This window comes from Pontiella sulfatireligans (genome assembly GCF_900890705.1).
Classification (GTDB): domain Bacteria; phylum Verrucomicrobiota; class Kiritimatiellia; order Kiritimatiellales; family Pontiellaceae; genus Pontiella; species Pontiella sulfatireligans.
The window spans coordinates 2,695,852-2,713,378 of the sequence record NZ_CAAHFH010000002.1 but is presented as its reverse complement, the minus strand read 5'-3'; the positions used below and the strand labels follow the sequence as shown (position 1 = coordinate 2,713,378).

Annotated in this window: 17 protein-coding genes; 4 read left to right on the top strand and 13 right to left on the bottom strand. The window is 57.4% G+C overall.

Features of this window, described 5'->3' with window-relative positions:
• Positions 1-60: 60 nt before the first annotated feature.
• A complete protein-coding gene (locus SCARR_RS24225) occupies positions 61-1,494 on the top strand; it encodes a CCA tRNA nucleotidyltransferase (RefSeq protein ID WP_136064515.1) in 1,434 nt (477 codons plus the stop codon).
• Here the strand turns inward: SCARR_RS24225 and SCARR_RS24220 are convergent.
• From SCARR_RS24220 to SCARR_RS24185, 8 genes are read right to left on the bottom strand one after another with little or no spacing between them, the layout of a single operon-like run.
• Positions 1,463-2,227, bottom strand: coding sequence for an OB-fold nucleic acid binding domain-containing protein (locus tag SCARR_RS24220; RefSeq protein ID WP_136064513.1), 765 nt, complete (start codon positions 2,225-2,227; stop codon positions 1,463-1,465). The two genes, SCARR_RS24225 and SCARR_RS24220, sit on opposite strands and share 32 nt — an antisense overlap.
• Positions 2,228-2,239: 12 nt before the next feature.
• Complete coding sequence (locus SCARR_RS24215; protein ID WP_168433576.1) at positions 2,240-3,274, bottom strand: MlaD family protein; 1,035 nt, start codon at positions 3,272-3,274, stop codon at positions 2,240-2,242.
• Positions 3,267-4,031 carry an ABC transporter ATP-binding protein gene (locus SCARR_RS24210; protein WP_136064509.1) on the bottom strand — a complete coding sequence of 255 codons (765 nt, stop codon included), beginning with the start codon at positions 4,029-4,031 and terminating at the stop codon, positions 3,267-3,269. Before SCARR_RS24210 ends, SCARR_RS24215 begins: the two co-directional genes overlap by 8 nt.
• A complete protein-coding gene (locus tag SCARR_RS24205; protein ID WP_222846433.1) occupies positions 4,028-4,804 on the bottom strand; it encodes an MlaE family ABC transporter permease in 777 nt (258 codons plus the stop codon). The genes SCARR_RS24210 and SCARR_RS24205 overlap by 4 nt, the downstream gene beginning before the upstream one ends.
• 32 nt (positions 4,805-4,836) lie before the next feature.
• The gene (locus SCARR_RS24200; RefSeq protein WP_136064507.1) at positions 4,837-6,150 is read right to left on the bottom strand and encodes a hypothetical protein; all 1,314 of its coding nucleotides are present in this window, start codon (positions 6,148-6,150) and stop codon (positions 4,837-4,839) included.
• The gene (locus SCARR_RS24195) at positions 6,147-6,545 is read right to left on the bottom strand and encodes a type II toxin-antitoxin system VapC family toxin (protein WP_246044527.1); all 399 of its coding nucleotides are present in this window, start codon (positions 6,543-6,545) and stop codon (positions 6,147-6,149) included. The genes SCARR_RS24200 and SCARR_RS24195 overlap by 4 nt, the downstream gene beginning before the upstream one ends.
• A 2-nt stretch (positions 6,546-6,547) precedes the next feature.
• The gene (locus SCARR_RS24190) at positions 6,548-6,793 is read right to left on the bottom strand and encodes a FitA-like ribbon-helix-helix domain-containing protein (protein WP_136064503.1); all 246 of its coding nucleotides are present in this window, start codon (positions 6,791-6,793) and stop codon (positions 6,548-6,550) included.
• Between the two features lie 59 nt (positions 6,794-6,852).
• A complete protein-coding gene (locus SCARR_RS24185) occupies positions 6,853-8,082 on the bottom strand; it encodes an ABC transporter permease (protein ID WP_168433575.1) in 1,230 nt (409 codons plus the stop codon).
• 166 nt (positions 8,083-8,248) lie between these two features.
• Here SCARR_RS24185 and SCARR_RS24180 point away from each other — a divergent pair, with 166 nt between their 5' ends.
• Positions 8,249-10,537 carry a DUF748 domain-containing protein gene (locus SCARR_RS24180; RefSeq protein ID WP_136064499.1) on the top strand — a complete coding sequence of 763 codons (2,289 nt, stop codon included), beginning with the start codon at positions 8,249-8,251 and terminating at the stop codon, positions 10,535-10,537.
• A gap of 78 nt (positions 10,538-10,615) precedes the next feature.
• Here the strand turns inward: SCARR_RS24180 and SCARR_RS24175 are convergent, their stop codons facing one another.
• From SCARR_RS24175 to SCARR_RS24155, 5 genes are read right to left on the bottom strand one after another with little or no spacing between them, the layout of a single operon-like run.
• On the bottom strand, positions 10,616-11,056 hold the full coding sequence (locus SCARR_RS24175; RefSeq protein ID WP_136064497.1) for an ExbD/TolR family protein: 441 nt from the start codon (positions 11,054-11,056) through the stop codon (positions 10,616-10,618).
• Positions 11,057-11,058: 2 nt separating this feature from the next.
• Positions 11,059-11,490, bottom strand: coding sequence for an ExbD/TolR family protein (locus SCARR_RS24170; RefSeq protein ID WP_136064495.1), 432 nt, complete (start codon positions 11,488-11,490; stop codon positions 11,059-11,061).
• Between the two features lie 15 nt (positions 11,491-11,505).
• Positions 11,506-12,273, bottom strand: coding sequence for a MotA/TolQ/ExbB proton channel family protein (locus SCARR_RS24165; RefSeq protein ID WP_136064493.1), 768 nt, complete (start codon positions 12,271-12,273; stop codon positions 11,506-11,508).
• 4 nt (positions 12,274-12,277) lie between these two features.
• Positions 12,278-13,093, bottom strand: a complete 816-nt coding sequence (locus SCARR_RS24160; protein ID WP_136064491.1) for a tetratricopeptide repeat protein — start codon at positions 13,091-13,093, stop codon at positions 12,278-12,280.
• Positions 13,090-15,951 (bottom strand): tetratricopeptide repeat protein, encoded by a 2,862-nt coding sequence (locus SCARR_RS24155; RefSeq protein ID WP_168433574.1) that lies wholly within the window; start codon positions 15,949-15,951, stop codon positions 13,090-13,092. The genes SCARR_RS24160 and SCARR_RS24155 overlap by 4 nt, the downstream gene beginning before the upstream one ends.
• A gap of 133 nt (positions 15,952-16,084) precedes the next feature.
• On the opposite strand from SCARR_RS24155, the gene rpmE reads away from it, so the two are divergent.
• A complete protein-coding gene (rpmE, locus tag SCARR_RS24150; RefSeq protein WP_136064487.1) occupies positions 16,085-16,291 on the top strand; it encodes a 50S ribosomal protein L31 in 207 nt (68 codons plus the stop codon).
• A gap of 88 nt (positions 16,292-16,379) precedes the next feature.
• Positions 16,380-17,459, top strand: a complete 1,080-nt coding sequence (prfA, locus tag SCARR_RS24145) for a peptide chain release factor 1 (protein WP_136064485.1) — start codon at positions 16,380-16,382, stop codon at positions 17,457-17,459.
• Positions 17,460-17,527: the final 68 nt, after the last annotated feature.

Here is a 17,527-nt window from a genome sequence, read left to right as displayed (position 1 = left end):
GCATGTTTCCTTCGACACAGAACACACAATATAGTTCAATAAACGTGACGAAAAGGAATTATGACCAAAATAGTCCCACAAAAGAAGCCTGCCACGAATGTGGTGCAGACGCTGCAGCGCAAAGGCCACACCGCCTTCTTCGCCGGCGGATGCGTTCGCGACGAGCTGCTGGGCCGCGTTCCAAAGGATTATGATGTGGCCACCAGCGCCCTTCCGGAGGAAGTGGAGGCTCTTTTTCCAAAGACCATTCCCATCGGCAAAGCTTTCGGTGTAATTGCCGTCGTCGACGGCGCAGCTGTCATTGAAGTCGCCACCTTCCGCGAAGATTTCGGCACTATAGACGGTCGGCGCCCGGAAAGCGTCCTGTTCAGCGCCGCAAAAGAAGACGCTCTGCGGCGCGACTTCACCATTAACGGCATGTTCTACGACCCCGTTGCCGAACAGCTGCACGACTATGTGCACGGGCAGCGGGACCTGAAGCGGCGGATCATCACCGCCATCGGCAACCCCGTCGAGCGGTTTAAAGAAGACCACCTTCGCATGATGCGCGCCGTCCGCTTTGCCCACAACCTCGGCTTTGCGCTCGACCCCGCAACCGAAAGCGCTATCCGGGACATGGCGCACCTGATCACCCGCATCAGCGCCGAACGCATCGAGCTCGAACTCTCCCGCACCCTGACCGACAGCCCCAAACCCGGCGACGCGCTGAAGCACCTCTACGAGATCGGCCTGCTGCAGTACATCCTGCCCGAAATCGTACCTATGGTTGGCCAGGAGCAGCCGCCCCAGTTCCACCCCGAAGGCGATGTTTTTGAACACACCGTCCTCATGCTCAATCTCATGAATAAGCAGGCAGGGATGCCTGCTCCACAATCCGAAACCGAGCATGTGGGGCAGGCATCCCTGCCTGCCCACCCCGAAACAAAGTCTGCCTACTCGCCTCGGGAGTTGGCCTTCACCGTGTTGCTGCACGACGTCGGCAAGCCACCCACCGCCTGCATGGGCCTCGGCGCGGACGGCGAGCCGCGCATCCGCTTCGACGGGCATGCGCAGGTTGGCGCGGCCATAGCCGAAGACATTCTCATCCGGCTCAAATTCCCCAACAAGGAAAAGAAGCACATCGTCGATGCCATCCGCGACCATATGCGCTTTATGGATGTGCAGCAGATGCGAACCTCCAAGCTTCGGAAGATGATCGGTGCGGAAACCTTCGATCTGGACATGGAGCTGCACCGGCTCGACTGCCTCGGTTCGCATGCGATGCTCGACAATTATGACTATGTCCACAGCTACATGGAGGAGATGGCCAACGAGCCGATCCTGCCCGAGCCGTGGGTCCGCGGCCACGACCTCATCGCCTTGGGCATCAAGGAAGGCAAACTGATTGGGAAAATCCTACGGGAAGCCTACGACGCGCAAATGGAAAGCCGCTTCGCCGACCGCGAGGAAATGCTGGAATGGATCAAAGCAGAGCACCCCCCGCCCTCTTCATAATGTCTTCGGCGCTCCAGACCTTGAGTTCGACCGCCCCCTTATAGATATTTACCGTTCCACGAACTTCCAATTCATCGCCCGCCTTCACGTCGGGGGCATTTTCGAGCCAATGAACCACATCGAGCGTTCCGCCGGCATCTTCGAGCACAATCTTGAAGGGCGCCTTTGTTCCGGCGCGGGGAGCGAACACCCTGGCAACCCGGCCGGTTACCGTTGCACGCTCACCCTTCATGCCGGCATGAAACAAGACCAGCCCGGAACCGCCGTCTGCGGCTTGCGCTTCCACCGACCGCGCGCGCATCCGTACCTCGCCACCGGAGCCGATGCTGAGGCTGCCGCTCGCAGCAACACTATTTCCTGCGCGCGGAAGCCTTTCGTCACCGGGATCCGAAACAAACACCGCGAGCGAGCCGGTGCCGTCGCCGACCACATAAAGCACCTCTCCGCCACCCATGCGGCGCGCATCGGATTCGAGAACGCCTTGAATGCGGACGGTTGAAAAATTCATGATGGGGCGGATTTCGCCGATGCGAACAAGCGGCGGCTCCCGGCGAACAGAGCATAGAGCCAACAAGACAAGAAAGCCGGTGGTGGCTGCCGCGATGCAGAACCAGCGCACACCCTTGCGTTTTTTGAGCCGGACGCCGCAGTGCGGGCACCGCGGTTCCGCCCCGGTCAACCGGCCGCAGTGCGGACACTCGACTTGGCGGTTTTCAGGGGCTTGGCCGGCCATGCTGTTTTCCGTTTAAAAGGCACCGAAAAATACGCTGCCAAACGAGGTAATGGGCGAAGCTTCGCGCAGGTCGTCCACCGCGGCGCGCGCATCTTCAACAAACAGGGTGAGCTCGTCGTAGAGCGCGGGATCGCGCACGAGGCGGCCCATAGTGCCCTGGCCGGCATCGATGCTTTCTGAAATCCGGCGGATGGAGGCCAGCGAGGCCTTCAGGTCATCGTACACGGCATCGTCTGCAGCAATGAGCTTGCCGAGCGTCCCTTTCTGATCAACCAGGCAATCACTCATCTCCCGCAAATTGACCAAAAGCACCGAAGCATCTTCGTACACCGTCTCATCCTGCAGCAGCCGCCCCATGGTGCCTTCGCCCTGCTCCAGTTGTTCTGCCACCTTGCGCAGCGAAGCCACCGTCGCTGCCGCGTCGTTATAAAGTGTATCGTCCGAAGCGAGCAGTCGTCCCAAGGTGCCTTCCCCTTTTTGAAGGCGGGCGACGATCTCCTTTAGGCTCTCGCTGATTTCCAGCGTATTTTGGTAAAGAGCTTCATCGTTCATCAATTTGCCGAGCATTCCCTTGCCTTCGGAAACCGAGGCAATTATTGCCTTCAAACCGCTGACGGTAGTGTTCATTTCCTCGATCATATCGATGGGCGGCGATCCCAGAACGGTGACGGTCGGGCCGATGCGCGACGCGTTCAGGTCGCCTTCATAGATCTTGAGGAACTTGCCGCCGAGCATGGAAGCGTTGATGATTTCAACCTTATAGCCTTGGCGCAGCGCAAGGGGCTCGTCGAGGGAGATATAGACGCGTACGTTGCCTTCTTCCAGATAGGTGTCGATCACGCGCCCCACATTCATCCCGCGCAAAAACACGTTGTCGCCGGGGCGCAACCCGCTGATTTCCGGAAAGACGATTTCGTATTCGTAGGTTTTTTGGAGCAGGTTTTCGCGGCTCAGCACAATGGTGAAAACGCCGAGAGCAATCAGCACGGTGAACATAAAAAGTCCGACCAGAATCTCGATGGTCACTTCGCGTCTAAACTTATTCATGGCTGAATTCTTCCCATTTTCCCTTGCGGGTAATGTATTGCGACTCGAGGAAGCTTTGCACGGTGGCATCCTTCGACCGGATGAACCCCTCCGGCGTTGCATTCTCTACGATCTTGCCGTGGTGCAGCATCATGATGCGCGAACCAATGGAGAGCGCGCTGTGCAGATCGTGGGTCACAACGACGCTGGTTATACCTAGTTTCTTGCGCATATTCACGATCAAATCGTCAATTCTGCGCGAGGTGACCGGGTCGAGGCCGGAGGTCGGTTCGTCGTAGAGGATAATCTTCGGGCTCATGATGATGGCGCGGGCGAGCCCGGCCCGCTTTTGCATCCCGCCGGAGATGTCGGACGGATATTTGGCGCCGGCATCGGCCAAGCCGAGGAGTTCGAGCTTTTCATCGACGAGGCGCAGGATTTCATCCTCGGGCGTATGGGTCAGCTCGCGCAACGGCAGGGCGATGTTCTCGTGCACGGTCATCCACTGCAGCAGGGCGGCGCCCTGGAAGAGGACGCCGAACTTGGCGCGCAGCTCGCGCAACGCCTTTCGGCCGAGGTCGTTGATGATTTCGCCTTCGATAACGATGTTGCCGGCATCGGCTTGCATGAGGCGAATCATGTGCTTGAGGGTGACGCTCTTCCCCGCCCCAGAGAGCCCGACAATGACAAACGTCTCGCCCTCGCCAACCTCGAAGCTGATGTTGTCGAGCACGGCATTGCCACCGAGCACCTTGGTAACGTTTTCGAAGCGAATCATATGTAGAACAGCCTCGTTATCATATAGCCCACAATCAGAATGATGAGAAAAGAAAGAATGACCGACCGGCGGGTGGCCTGACCGACGCCGACCGCGCCCTCGGTCGTCATCAGGCCTTGGTGGCAGGAGACGGTGGTGATGATGATGCCGAATATAAAAGCCTTGAGCAGGCCGACATAGAGGTCTTTGTTGGTGGCGAATTCGGTGGCGTTGTCCATATAGGCCTGCACCGAAACACCGAGTTGCGTTTCCCCAACGATTGCACCGCCGAGAATGCCGAGAATATTGGTGTAGACCGTCAGAATCGGCATCATGACCGCCAGCGCCACCAACCGGGGCATAACCAGAAAGCGGTTGGGATTGATGCTCATCACCTCGAGCGCGGCAATCTCCTCGGAAACCGCCATGGTGCCGAGCTGCGCGGCAATGGCCGACCCCACGCTGGCGGCAATGATGAGCCCAGTCATGAACGGGCCCATTTCGCGGATCACCGAAACGGCGACGGCAGAACCGATGTAGACCTCCTGGCCGTAGCGGCGCAGCTCAAGGCCGGTTTGCAGGGCAAGGATCATGCCGGTGAACAGCGCAACGACGGTGATGACCGCGAGGCTTTTGATTCCTGTGATGAAGAGCTGCGTGATCACCTCGCCACGGCTCCGCTTCCCGAAGACGTTGCGGATAAATAACGTGGCCTCAACCAGCATGAACAGGGCGTGCCCGGTGTCGTGCAGCAACTGCAGCACCTGACCGCCGGTCCGCTGTGCGGAACGCACGGGATAGCGCAAATAATCTGTAACGTAACGGGCTATGGCTGCACCTCATGGTCGGCGCCGAACCACATGAATAGAAAGCGGTAGCGACGCGAGTTCTGTTCCTTTTTATAGCCGAGAACCCCCTTGAGTAAAGACCATTCAAGGCTTTCATCGCTGCGGGTCTGCCGGTAGAGCCCCCATAACAGATGATGCCCCACCTCGCCGTCAACATCCATACGCCGGTAGAGCGTCCACCACGGCGCCCAGTTCCGCTCGATGCCGGGCGTATTGCGCATCGGCCACAGATCCAGCGTCCGGAAGCGGGAAGTTCCATCGCGGCGGTCCCAACTCATCAGCGGCCAAACCTTCCAATAGCGGGATGCCGCCTCCCCCTCCTCAAACCCGAGCGCGTCCTTGGTCATCACGTCGGTCTGGGAATAGAAAAACGGCACGCCGAACCGGCGCTCTTGCAGGTGGTCTGGAAATTCCACCTGGGTTTTCCAGAAAATGGGCCAGAGCCAGAACTGCCGCGTCAAAGTGCCGAGCTTCTTTTTGCCGTAGATTGGCCAGAAAATGCGTTTGTACATTACGCCGTCGGCCAGCTGTACGAAGGGCCACGGCGCATGAATGATGCGCTGATCCGCGCTGACCGTATAGCGTCCGAACGGCGGAATGTACCAATAGTTTTTTGCCTGCTCGGTGATGATCCGGCCATAAATCGGCACCAGAATAAAGCCGCCGCCGGGGTTGCGCGCATTGGTGTATTCCACCGAGTGATAAAACGGCCAAAAGACAAACTTTTTGTTGAACTCGTCTTCGAGCGTGGATGTTCCATAGATGGGCCAGACGCGGGCGCGATGAACCCGCGGCCCCACGGTTCGGGAGCCGATCGGCCACAGGATCGAGGTCGTGTGAACGTCGTTGATATGCGACTTTGCATAAAGTGGAAACAGGATGAACATCACTTTGTCGCGCCCGAAAATCTCGTCGATGGTTCCGCCGAACGGAAAGAGCGCGAAGTAGGGATCGTCCTCGGCGCTAACGCCTTTAAAGTAAAAGGGAAGCACCCAAGTGCGCTTGCGCTCGGTTTCCGGCGAAAAGGTGTGCGACCAGCCGAAAAAGAGGAAGCGGCCGTAGGTTTCGCCTTTGAATCCTTTGCGGGTGTAGACCGGCCAGAGATAGTCCTTCACCCACCGCTCGTGCTCTGGATCCTCGACTTTAGAGTAGAACGGGCGGACCGCCAAAAACTCCAGATCATTCGTTTCGCTTATCTTTTGAAAGATGGGATCAAAGTCGATCCCCGCCCATTCGGCCGCCCATGCGGACAACGAAGAAAGCAGGAGCAGGGTGGAAAGAAGCCGCTTCATCTCGAAACAAACTCCTCGGGGGAAACCGCAATCACGGGAAACTGCTTCAGCACTTTCTTGTCGATTGTGACAAGCTGCACATTCAAATCCATGGCCAAAGAGACGAATTCGCAATCATATGCCGTGCAGCCGCTTGATTTAGCCAGCCCCAAAACCCTGTCCGCCATCGACCAATACTCCCGGTTGCGCATGCGGGACTCGGCCAATAAGGCAACCCGCTTCGCATCTTGGAGCGCCATCAATTCCTTCCGGAGATAAAGGGCCAGAACATTGCGAAACTCCAACCGCCACAAATAAGGCGCAACCCAATGGCTATCCTTGGCCATGGCGGCTTCGATAGCGCTGGCGTGCAACCCCGGAAGATAAGCGCCAACAACAACGTTGGTATCCACCACAATCAAGGACGCCCCTCCCGCTTCATGCGATCAAACTCCTCATCGCTAACCACATATTGCGTAACAGACTCCCTGATTTCCCGCGCCTCTCTGATCCAGTCCTCAGCAGAGGGCAAGGGATATTGCAGCAAGCTGCGCTCGATGCAGACGATAGCTTCGTTGTTGATGCTGCGCCGGTGCTCCGCGGCCTGCTTCTTGAGGCGCTCGTAGAGCTCGGGATCGATGTTCTTAATGGTAATGCTGGCCATATCAACCTCCATATCGCAACCATAATGGTTGCGATATGGTTTTTTGTCAATTCATGAAACTACTCATACCTCAACGCATCAACGGGTTCCATCTTTGCCGCGCGCATGGCGGGCACAAAACCGGCGATGGTGCAGAAAAACAGCACCAAGGTGCAGACAATCGCCACATCGGTTCCGGTGGTGTGCGCAGGCAGCTTGCTAAGCTGGTAAAGTTCGGGAGGAAGCAGTTCGAGATTGAACTCGCGCGACATAAAGACCAGTAGCTCGTTGCGGTATTTCAGCACCAGCATCGCCAGCCCCACGCCGAGCGCGTTGCCCACCACGCCCTGTATCAGACCCATCCAGAAAAAGACCCCTGTAATCCCGCCATTGCCGAAGCCGAGCGATTTGAGCAGGCCGATTTCGCGCGTCTTTTGCACGGTCAGCGTAATCAGCGTGTTGGTGATGCTGAACGCCGCCACAAGCGCCACGAAGGCCAGCAAGAAAAACATCATATTCTTTTCCACATGCAGCGCCGCAAAAATCTGGCTGTGCATTTCCATCCAAGTCCGCGGAAAATAGCCGCGCCCCAGAATGCCATGGATCTGCGCCGCCACCGGCGCCGCCATCATCGGGTCGTCGAGCATAACTTGGATGGAATGGACGCCCTGCTCCACGTCATAGAGAGAACGGGCCGTCTCCAACGAGGTGAATGCAAAGCCCACGTCGTACTCATACATGCCCACGTGGAAAATGCCGGAAACCGTCAGCTCTTCAGGAAGCCGGATTTCGTCCTCGGCAATAAAACTTTGCGGCGAATAAACGGTCAACTTGTCACCCACCCAGATATCCAGCCGGTTGGCCAAATCCCGACCGACCACGATCTGGTCGTCCTCCACGGAAAATTCGCCGGCAATGATATGGCTGGGAACCTGGCTGACCGAATCTTCGTATTCGGGATCGACCCCGCGCAAAATCGGCGTGTGGACGCGCTCATCAACCTGAATTAAAACCAGCCCCTCCAAGCTCGGCGCCACGCCTTTAACGCCCTCGATCTGCGCCATTTTTTCCAGCACGTAGGCGGGGTTGCGGACAATGCCGCCCTGTTGCACCAGGCTGATGTGCGCATTGAAGCCCAGTATTTTATCGCGCCAGACCTCGTCGAAGCCGGTCATCACCGACAACACGACAATCAGCACCGCCACGCCGATTGTTACGCCGAGCATCGAGATCACCGTCACCGCCGAGATGAACGACCGCTTCGGCTTGAGATACTTAAACGCTAAAAACAAAGAAAAGGGCAGCTTCATTCTTTCTCCTGTAAATTCAGCGCACGAGTTTGTCAGACCGCCGCAATAAAGCAACTTTTTACAACCGCTTGGAAAAGCCATGCGATCCCGCATATAAAGGCTTTTCAAAGCTTCGAGGTCACGTTAGTTTTAAACCCTGAAAGGGAACACTGAAAGAGAGGTTGCTATGAAAGCGAAAAAGGTATTGGGAACGTTACTCGGGGCGGTTGTCGTTCTAGTCCTGCTGCTGGCGTGCATCGTATTTTTTTGGCTCGGCCCAACCGTCAAGCTTGCCGCAGAAAAAATAGGTTCTAAAGCGCTTGGCACACCGTTGACAATTGAAACCCTGTCGATCAATCCGCGCAACGGCACCGTTAATCTGGACGGATTTGTCATCGCCAATCATGAGGCCTTCGCCAGTTCGAATGCGGTGTCGCTGCTCAACCTCGAAATTGCGGTCGACATCGGATCGATTTTCACCGAAACCGTAGTCGTCCAAAAAGTGCAGATCGACAACCCGCATGCCACCTACGACCAAGACTCGGCCAGAGACAATATTCAAGAATTCATCGGAAACGTGCAGACATTCATCAAGTACGACCCCGATGCACCGAAAAAGGTAAAAAAAACCAACCCAAGCAAGGAGCCCAAAGTGGTCATTGTCTACTCGCTGGAGATCAACGACCTGCAGATCCATGTGGACCACACCGACTCCCCGATGCTCGACATATTTTTGGGCTTTGAGCAATTTTCCCTCAGCATGACCAACGGAACGGTACAGTTGAAAAACTTCTACATAACCAATCCCCGAAGCCTGGCCACGCCCAAGCTCTTCACGCTCGACAGCATCGACATCAAGCTCGACCCGTCCACCATTTATTCCGCCACTCCGTCCATCATAGACATCCAGATCATCAAGCCGCACGCCTATCTGGAACTGACGCCCGAAACCAGCACGGTCGCCGAACTCATAAAGATTTCCGACCGCCTCAAGAAACACCTGGCCAGTCTTTCCGCCCCAAAACCCCCGGAAGCCGCTCCCCAGCCAAAGGAGACCCAGCCGAACCAAGCCCCCGCTCCGCCACCGGTGGAGCTGCACAACCTCGTGGTGGACGACATTCAAATCCTGCTGCTCGACACCACCCGAACCAACGCCTCCGCCCAACCTGCAACGATGGCCTCCATTGAAAGCATCTCCGTTAAATTGGTCGAAGGCGCGCTCCGCATCAACAACATAACCATCCCCAATGTCGACGCCGGATTCATGAGCACCAACCTCCTCCATCTGGCAGGCATCGACGTCTCCCTGGATCCCGCATCGTTGTATTCAGACCAGATGGTCATCAAAGAAGTATTCATCGACTCCCCGCTGATCAATCTGGAACAAACCGAAACCACCGGCAACATTACCGAACTGCAGAAAACCGCCATGGGCTTCGTACCGCCCGCACTGGAAGCGCCCGAAACGCCGCCCGCAAGCGATGCACCGGCGGAAGAGACAAAGCCGCCGATGATTCTGAGCGAACAGCCCGTCGTGCTTCGCAGCCTCTTGGTCACCAACTTTGTGGTCAACATGATCACGCCCCTCGAGAATCCCGCTGAAGGAGCCTCCACCAACGCATTGAGCATGGGGCTTGGCAAACTCAGCTCCATGGCCAAGTCATCACTGGACATGGTCGACCCGGCCCAGCTGATCAACTCCGGAACGGAGGCGGAGAGCAATGCTCCTCTCGCCCTCCTGACCTTCGACCTGCTCTCGGCCGAGCCGCTTAAAGGACTGATTCAAATCGACAATCTCGCGGTCGGCAACCCGCCCGGCTTCGCCAACAAAAACCTCGTCAAGCTCGACCAGTTCCGCCTCGACCTCGATCCGGACACCCTCGAGGCCGACACGATGCTCATCGAAGACATCCTTATCGACAAACCCAGGATCGCCTATGAGCGGCAGCTCACAACCGACAACATCAAGGCGCTTCAGGAATTCATCAAAAGCGTGGTCGAAAATCGCGCCGAAGCGAAAGAGGAATTGGAAAAACCCGCCGAAGCTGAGCCTGAAACGGAAAAGACCCCCGATAAAGAGGCCGGCCAGAAAGTGGTCATCAACCACCTGCTCGTGAAGGACGGCTTGGTTAAAGCCAAGATTTCCGCCATGCCGTCCATACCGATGCCGCTGCCCGACATTGAGATGAACGACATCGGAAAAGAGGAAGGCGGCACCAGCTCTAAAGAGGCCCTCTCCGAAATCGGAACCACCTTCTACGACGCCATTGTCGGATCAGCCGCCAGCGCGACGGGTTTTGCCGGCGACGCACTCAAGGGCGCCGGCGCGTTTACGCTGGGCAACCTCGGCGTGCCCGGCATGCAATCCGATCAGCCAGAGACGGAAGCCGTCTTGGTTGCGGAACCCGCCGTCGAAGAGGCCAAGCCGGAAAAACCCAAACCGCGTAAATCGAGACGCCCTGGGCGCACTTTCTAGGGTGGTTTATGTAGGGCCGGATTCCGATCCAGTGCCCCTCGCACGAAGAGGCCGGATTGGAATCCGGCCCCACGAAACTTACTGAACCGTACCGAAGGTGACGTTTTCGATGCCCGCGCCAGCACAGGCGTTCAGCACATCGACCACCCGTTCATGCACGGCATCGTCCTCGGCGGCGATAGTGATCATCGCCTTCGTCTTGGAAAGCTGGGCGGCTTGGCGGTAGCGCAGCAACGTGTATTCAAGCCCGACTAAATCCGACTTGTCCGGAGCCTCATAAACCTTGTTGTTAAGCATAATGACGCCGCTTGCCAACACCTCGATAATCTGTTCATCGGGCATTTCCATCTCAGTCGAAACCGAGACCGCACCGGGAAGCGCGAGGCTCAGATCGGCCTCCGGACGCTTAAGGCGCGCGCTGACCATGAAATAGATCAGCAGCAAAAACACGACGTCGATGAGCGGGGCAATCTGCAGCTCGGTCTTTTCGTTGATGAGTTCATCGATCCAAGCCTTCATCGTTATTTCCCCGATTCAAACGTAGCGAAAATTACATTGGCCACGCCGCCCTTGGCGCAGGCCGCCATGACTTCCTTCACATGCTTGTGCTTGGCAAAGCGGTCGGCGCGCAGATAGACCTCGGCCTCCTTGTTTTCGGCCAGCATCTTTTCGACGATGGGCGCGACCTCTTCGACATCAACCAGCTTGAGGTTCATGAGAATATCGACCTCCTCGCCGGTGTTGTCGTGCGAACGGATGGTGATGAGCTGCCGGCCGAGCGCATTTTCGGGCACGGTGGACTTGCTGGCCACCGGCAGCTCGACGGGCGTGCGATCCATCTTCGACATGTGCGAAGCCACCATGAAGAAGATCAGCAGCAGAAAGACCATATCAATCATGGGCGCCATGTTGATGTTGTCGTCGCCGCCTTCAATTGGAATCCTGAACTTCAAAGGGAACCTCGCAACCTAGCCGTTCGTCTTGCCGTAGCGGTAAATATTCAAGTAGTGCCCCACCAGACGCCCCATAGTGGACATGCTCTTGATGAAATTGTTCTTGAAGATGAAATAAGCAATCATGGCCGGAATCGCGATCACCAGGCCGGTGGCCGTCGTGATCAGCGCTTCGCCAATGGCTCCAGCCAGCTTGCTGGGGTCGCCCATGCCGCCTTGGGCAATAAGGGCAAAGGCCTTGATCATGCCGGAAACCGTTCCGAGCAGGCCAAGCATCGGGGCCGTGCCGCCGATGATGGAAAGAAAGTTAATCGGCTTCATGAAAGTGACCATCTGTTCATTGCCGGCCTCTTCGATCGCTTCCATCACGTGGACGGAGTCGTATTCGTGCTCTTCGGAGATGCGCTCCATACCGGCGTCGAGCACGGCGGTCAGCAGGCTGTCGTTCTCGGCGCAGAGCTGGCGGATGCCGGCCACATCGCGTTTGGCCATCAGCGCGTCAAACTGCGGCTTGAGGTCTTCGCGCAGCATGTTCTTTTCCTTCAGCAGCATGACGTTGCGGATGATGAAATAGAACATCGCCAAGGAGAAAAGCCCCAGCGGATACATGGCCCATCCGCCCTGCTTGATCAGTGCGCCGAACGTAACCGAATCAGCCACCTCCAGTTGCGCCTCAGCAACGGGTGCGCCTGCGCTTTCCTGCGCCAGCGTTGTTGCAATCGGCAACATTATGCCCACGAACAGCACCAACATGGCTACGATTCCTAAATATCCTTTTTTCATTGAACTAACCTCCTGAGGTTCCAGTTGTTTCTTTCTTGATCGTTTCGCCCAGCTTGCTCCATCTCGTGCCGGGATAGGCTATCATTAATTCAGTCGCCACGGTATCGGCCTTTTTCAGCTGGCCGGTCTGCTGATAGATCAACGCTTCGAGCCCGGTGGCGGGCGCCATCCACTCCGGATCAAGGCTGTGGAAAGCCACAATCTGGGCGGTATGCTTCATGGCGTCCCGATATTCGCCCGCCTCAAGTGCCAGCTTGCCTCGGATGTATTCGGCCATTGGGACAGAAAGGGCTTCGGGATCCGCAACGCTGGAAAACGCCGCCTGAGCCTCGTCCGGTTTGCCTTGGTCGAGCAGCATCATGGTCGAATAAAGGGTGGAGGCATCGATGTATTCCGGAACATTGGTCTGAATAAGCTGCTTGGCGGTATTGGCCGCGTCGGACGCCTTTCCGTTCCAGTACTGCACACGAAGCATCCAAAGCAGATAATCGCCCATGTTGCCGGACAAATAGCTGTATTTCGCTACCGGACCAACATATTGCTTCAGCAGGCTTTCGAGCGCGTTGCGGTCGCCGGAACGGAACATGGTTTCGCACATGTTCAGATTGATGCCCGAAAAACGGAATTCAACGGATTTGATCATCGAAAGCGAGGTTGAAGCCAGGCCGGTGTCGGACTTGAGCCGGTCGCCTTGAATGTTGAGCTGCTTGACCACGAATGAGTTGCCGCTGTTGACGGTGACCTTCGCGGCATACTGGCCATGCGCCAATGAGCAGGCGAGCGCCGAGATTGCGGTTATGCTTCTTGCCAACGGCCTCATAGCGAATCTCCTGCGGGTTCAAGCTCCATCAGGCGCTTGCGGGCGTCCCGCCCTTCAGGCGTGGCGGCAACCGCTTCGTTCGCCAGCATTTCCTTATAGGTCTTGATAATGTCCTGCTCGTGGTCGCCGAGCAGCTCCAGGCAGGCGATGCTGTTGGCATAAGCCGGCGCCACCCACTCGGTATATTCTTCGTATAGCACATAGATGCGCTGGAAGTAGGCGAAAGCCTCTTCGGTTTCGCCCAGCTCCATCTTGCACACGCCGCTGCAGTAGAGCGCTTCCGGCGTAAGCGGGCCGCGCCATTCGCGGATGGCCAGCAGCTCTTTGTAGGCTTCGAGAGCCTGGTCGTACTTCTTCTGCATGCGAAAAGCGTCGCCACGCCGCTTCCGGGCCCAGCCGACCGACTTGCTGTAGCCGAACCGGAGCAGAATGTCCTCCGAAAGCGCAATGGCGTCGGCATAGCTTCCGTCGCCGATCAGCGCATCGAGGTTGGCGTTCATGATGTAGAGCATGTTGTTGGAAACCTGAAACGTGGCCATGAAGCGACGGTAGGCGTCGTGCACGATTTCATAGTCCTTGCGCTTCACGCCCTCGCGGGCCATCAGCACGAGCGTGCCCGAGCCGGCGGCGGGTACGTTCTTGGGCTGCACAACCTTATCCGCAACAAGCTCACGCTCTTCCCCTTCAGTGATTCCGGCCAGAACCGTCAGGTACTGCAGTTCGAGCGTTCTTTGGCGCCGCTCCGTCGCGCCCAGAAGCCGGGCGTCGAGCTTTTCGCGGATAATGTCGCGGTAGCCCGTCCAGTCTTCACCGTTATAGTCGGAGATCAGTTCGTTGAGAATGAGTTGAATCCCGGCTTGGTCCGCATTGTTCCCGTAGGCATCGACCACATCGAAATAGGATTCGAGCGCGCGCGGATATTCCCCCAGAATCTTGTAGGCCTTGCCTTGCCAGTTGGCGGCGTTGGCGAAATCGCCCCGATCGCCCCAAGCCGATAGATAGTCGCCCATCAACTCGATGATTTCGGTGTAGCTTTTCTGCAGTTCCAGCACCTTGGCGGCCTGGAAGAGCGGATAGTTGACCTGGGCAAGACTCGGCGCCTTTTCGCGCGCCAGGCGGTAAAAGTCGATCGCCACGGCCAGATCCCCTTCGGCAGCGCGCAGATCGCCGAGCATGGCGTAGGCCTCGGAGAGCAGCTGGCTCTCGGGGTGCTTATCAATAAAGGCGCGGAACGAGGCTTCGGACGCTTCATATTCTTCGGTGCCGTATTGGGCGATGCCCAGACGGTACGACGCGTCTTCCTCAAATACGAGCGGGTCGTACTTCGGATTGCTCAGATAGCCGTTGAATGCGGTGACCGCCTCGCCAAAGCGGCCCAAAAACAGGAGCGTCATCGAGCGCCAGTATTCCGCGGCCTCATAATAGCGGCTGTCGGGCCAGCGATTGAGCACTTCGGAAAAAAGGGCCAGCGCCTCTTCATAGTCGAGCCCGAGGAAGCGGATGTAGCCCATCAGATACTGCACCTGGTCGATGTACTTGTGCGTCGGCGAGAGCTCCAACCCCTTTTTACCGACCTCGTAGGCCAGATCGAACTGATCCAGCTGCATATGCACCTGCATCAGGTTGAGCGTAACGTCGTCGATGAACTCACCTTCGGGAAGCGCATCCATATAGGCATAGCCCTCGACAACGGCCAAGGCCCACTCGCGTTCATCGAGCATGACGGCAAAAGCGGAATAACGCGCCTCGTCGGCTTGGGCGGAGCCCTCGTTTGTCTCGTAGATGCGCTGATAGATGGCATGTGCCGGCCAGTTGCGCTCCAAGTCGTTGTAGCACTGGGCAATGCGCAGCGCCACGTCCATGTCGTAGTCCTGGAAGCCGGTAATTATCTTATAATGCTGGCGCAGCCGCGCCAGCAGCGTCTCGTTCTTGAGTTGCAGCTCCTTGAACTCGGTAAGCGTTTGGGCGCCGCCCGCCGTGAACGGCTTCAACGCCTGCATGGTTTCACGGATGCGCGTTTCGTAGTGGGCGGTCAGGTCCTTTTTCAGCAGCACCAAGCGGTAGAGCAGCAACGCCTTTTGAAAAGAGTCTTGATTGTAGTGCGAGTCGCCGGCCTCAAGCAGCGCCACGTTCAAGCCCACGTCGTGGCGCGCGGCGGCGTCGCAATGCGGCAAAAAGCGGAACAGGTTGTTGAAGTCGTCGAGCCGGACATAGCAGGTCACCATCATGACGGCGGCGCCAGCACGCACGGTGTCTTTTTTCGCCTGCCGGAAGAGCGTCGTTAGCGGGCGGATGGCCTCGGCCCATTTTTCCTGCTGATAGCACGCCTCGGCCATCAACTGCGAGGCCGACACCTTCAATTCGTCGGACAGACGTTTGTTTTCAAGCACCAGCGCGGCCTGCGTCTCGACGGCCGGCCACTGCTGCAGCATGGTCAGGCACTGCGCCGCCAGCAGGCGGGCGCCGTCGTTCTGCGGATCGTCCGGAAATTCATCGGAAAAACGGATGAAGTTTTTAGCGCCGGCGGCATATTCGCCCAGCTTCATCTGGCAGTAGGCCAGTTGGTAGAGGCTGTAGGCCAACGTTTGGAGCGCTTTCCGGTCTTCGTCGCCCTCCAACCGGATCAGCGTCTCCTCCAAAAAAGGAAGCGCGTCTTCAAGCTGGTCGTTGCGCAGCAGCTCTTTTACGGTTTCGAGCAGCACGCTGGTGGGCTCCGACGCGGGATCGAGGCGGGAAAGCTGGCTTTCCGTAACACCGCGGTCCCCCACAAAACTTTGGGCGGGGACGGCCAAAAGCACTAAACCGCCAAATACGGCGAGGTGCGTCACACGGGCAAGGGATGGAAAGTCTCTCAACATATAAGAGCAGAGAGTACTCAAGCCGCCCGAGGGCGGGAAGTAGAATCTTCCCAAAAAAACCAAACTTAACCTTGCGTTCATTCCCCTGCTTTGTTTAAAAACCACGCTCCTAATTGAACACGAGGATTTTGCAATGAGAAAAAATATTCATCCGAAGTACGACGAAGCAACCGTTACCTGCGCCTGCGGCAACGAGATCAAGACTCGTTCCACCGTCAAGCAGATGCATGTGAACACCTGCTCCAGCTGCCATCCGTTTTTCACCGGCAGCGCTAAGCTGATTGATACAGAAGGCCGCGTAGACCGCTTCAACAAGCGTTTCTCCGAAGGCATGTATTAGACTGCTTGCTGATTTGAAGGCCGAACCTGCGAAAGCACGTTCGGCCTTTTTGCGTCTACATCCTGCGAACTCTTAAACGGTATTTATCATGATCGACCAAACCTATCTAGACCAGCTGCAAGCCAAGCTCACCGAACTTGAAGGGCGCATGTCGCAGCCCGAGGTTTCGTCGGACCCCAAGAAAATGCAGGAATGCATGCGCGAATACGCGCATCATAAAAAAATGGCCGAATGCGCCGGCAAAGTGCTGACGCTCGCCGAGGCCAAAGCCGAGAGCGTGGCCATCCTCTCCGACTCAGGTGCCGATGGCGAGCTCAAGGAAATGGCCGAAATGGAGCTGGCCGAGATCGAAGAAAGCCTGCCCCAGGCTGAACACGAAATGATGGTTGCCCTCATTCCAGCCGATCCGACCGACAGCCGCAACGTCATCATGGAAATCCGCGCCGGCACCGGCGGCGACGAAGCCGGCATCTTTTGCAGCGACCTCTACCGCATGTACACGCGCTACTTCGATTTGAAAGGCTGGAAGCATAAGGTGCTCGACGTCAGCCCCTCCGACGGCGGCTACAAGGAAGTCTCCTTCTCCGTGGAAGGCGAAAACGTCTACAAAGCCCTCAAGCACGAAAGCGGCACCCACCGCGTGCAGCGCGTGCCCCAAACCGAGACGCAAGGCCGCGTGCACACCTCCGCCGCAACGGTGGCCGTACTGGCCGAAGTGGAAGCCGTCGACATCGAAATCCGCACCGAAGATCTGCGCATCGACACCTACCGCGCCCAAGGCGCCGGCGGACAACACGTCAACACCACCGACTCGGCCATCCGCATCACCCACGTTCCAACCGGCACGGTCGTGCAATGCCAGGACGAACGCTCGCAGCACAAAAACAAAGCCGCCGCCATGAAAATGCTCCGCGCCAGAATCTACGACACGCAGCAGCGCGAAAACGCAGCGGTCCAGGCCTCCGAGCGCAAATCGATGGTCGGCTCCGGCGACCGCTCCGAAAAAATCCGCACCTACAACTATCCCCAAAACCGCCTCACCGACCACCGCATCGGCCTCACGCTCTACAAGCTCGACCGCGTAATGGAAGGCGCCCTCGACGAAATCCTGACCGCACTCTACGAGCACGACGTCGAGATGCGCATCAAAGCGCAGATGGATGGGTAAGAAAAAGGTTCGTAGTTCCGCCTTCAGGCGGGTCCCTTGCGCAACTCTGCAAGGACTTGGCCGGCTGA

Bases quoted from the DNA above. Each gene is read 5' to 3' on its own strand.
- SCARR_RS24225 (WP_136064515.1), top strand. From the start codon at position 61: ATGACCAAAATAGTCCCACAAAAGAAGCCTGCCACGAATGTGGTGCAG.
- SCARR_RS24220 (WP_136064513.1), bottom strand. From the start codon at position 2,227: ATGGCCGGCCAAGCCCCTGAAAACCGCCAAGTCGAGTGTCCGCACTGC.
- SCARR_RS24215 (WP_168433576.1), bottom strand. From the start codon at position 3,274: ATGAATAAGTTTAGACGCGAAGTGACCATCGAGATTCTGGTCGGACTT.
- SCARR_RS24210 (WP_136064509.1), bottom strand. From the start codon at position 4,031: ATGATTCGCTTCGAAAACGTTACCAAGGTGCTCGGTGGCAATGCCGTG.
- SCARR_RS24200 (WP_136064507.1), bottom strand. From the start codon at position 6,150: ATGAAGCGGCTTCTTTCCACCCTGCTCCTGCTTTCTTCGTTGTCCGCA.
- SCARR_RS24190 (WP_136064503.1), bottom strand. From the start codon at position 6,793: ATGGCCAGCATTACCATTAAGAACATCGATCCCGAGCTCTACGAGCGC.
- SCARR_RS24185 (WP_168433575.1), bottom strand. From the start codon at position 8,082: ATGAAGCTGCCCTTTTCTTTGTTTTTAGCGTTTAAGTATCTCAAGCCG.
- SCARR_RS24180 (WP_136064499.1), top strand. From the start codon at position 8,249: ATGAAAGCGAAAAAGGTATTGGGAACGTTACTCGGGGCGGTTGTCGTT.
- SCARR_RS24175 (WP_136064497.1), bottom strand. From the start codon at position 11,056: ATGAAGGCTTGGATCGATGAACTCATCAACGAAAAGACCGAGCTGCAG.
- SCARR_RS24165 (WP_136064493.1), bottom strand. From the start codon at position 12,273: ATGAAAAAAGGATATTTAGGAATCGTAGCCATGTTGGTGCTGTTCGTG.
- SCARR_RS24160 (WP_136064491.1), bottom strand. From the start codon at position 13,093: ATGAGGCCGTTGGCAAGAAGCATAACCGCAATCTCGGCGCTCGCCTGC.
- SCARR_RS24155 (WP_168433574.1), bottom strand. From the start codon at position 15,951: ATGTTGAGAGACTTTCCATCCCTTGCCCGTGTGACGCACCTCGCCGTA.
- rpmE (WP_136064487.1), top strand. From the start codon at position 16,085: ATGAGAAAAAATATTCATCCGAAGTACGACGAAGCAACCGTTACCTGC.
- prfA (WP_136064485.1), top strand. From the start codon at position 16,380: ATGATCGACCAAACCTATCTAGACCAGCTGCAAGCCAAGCTCACCGAA.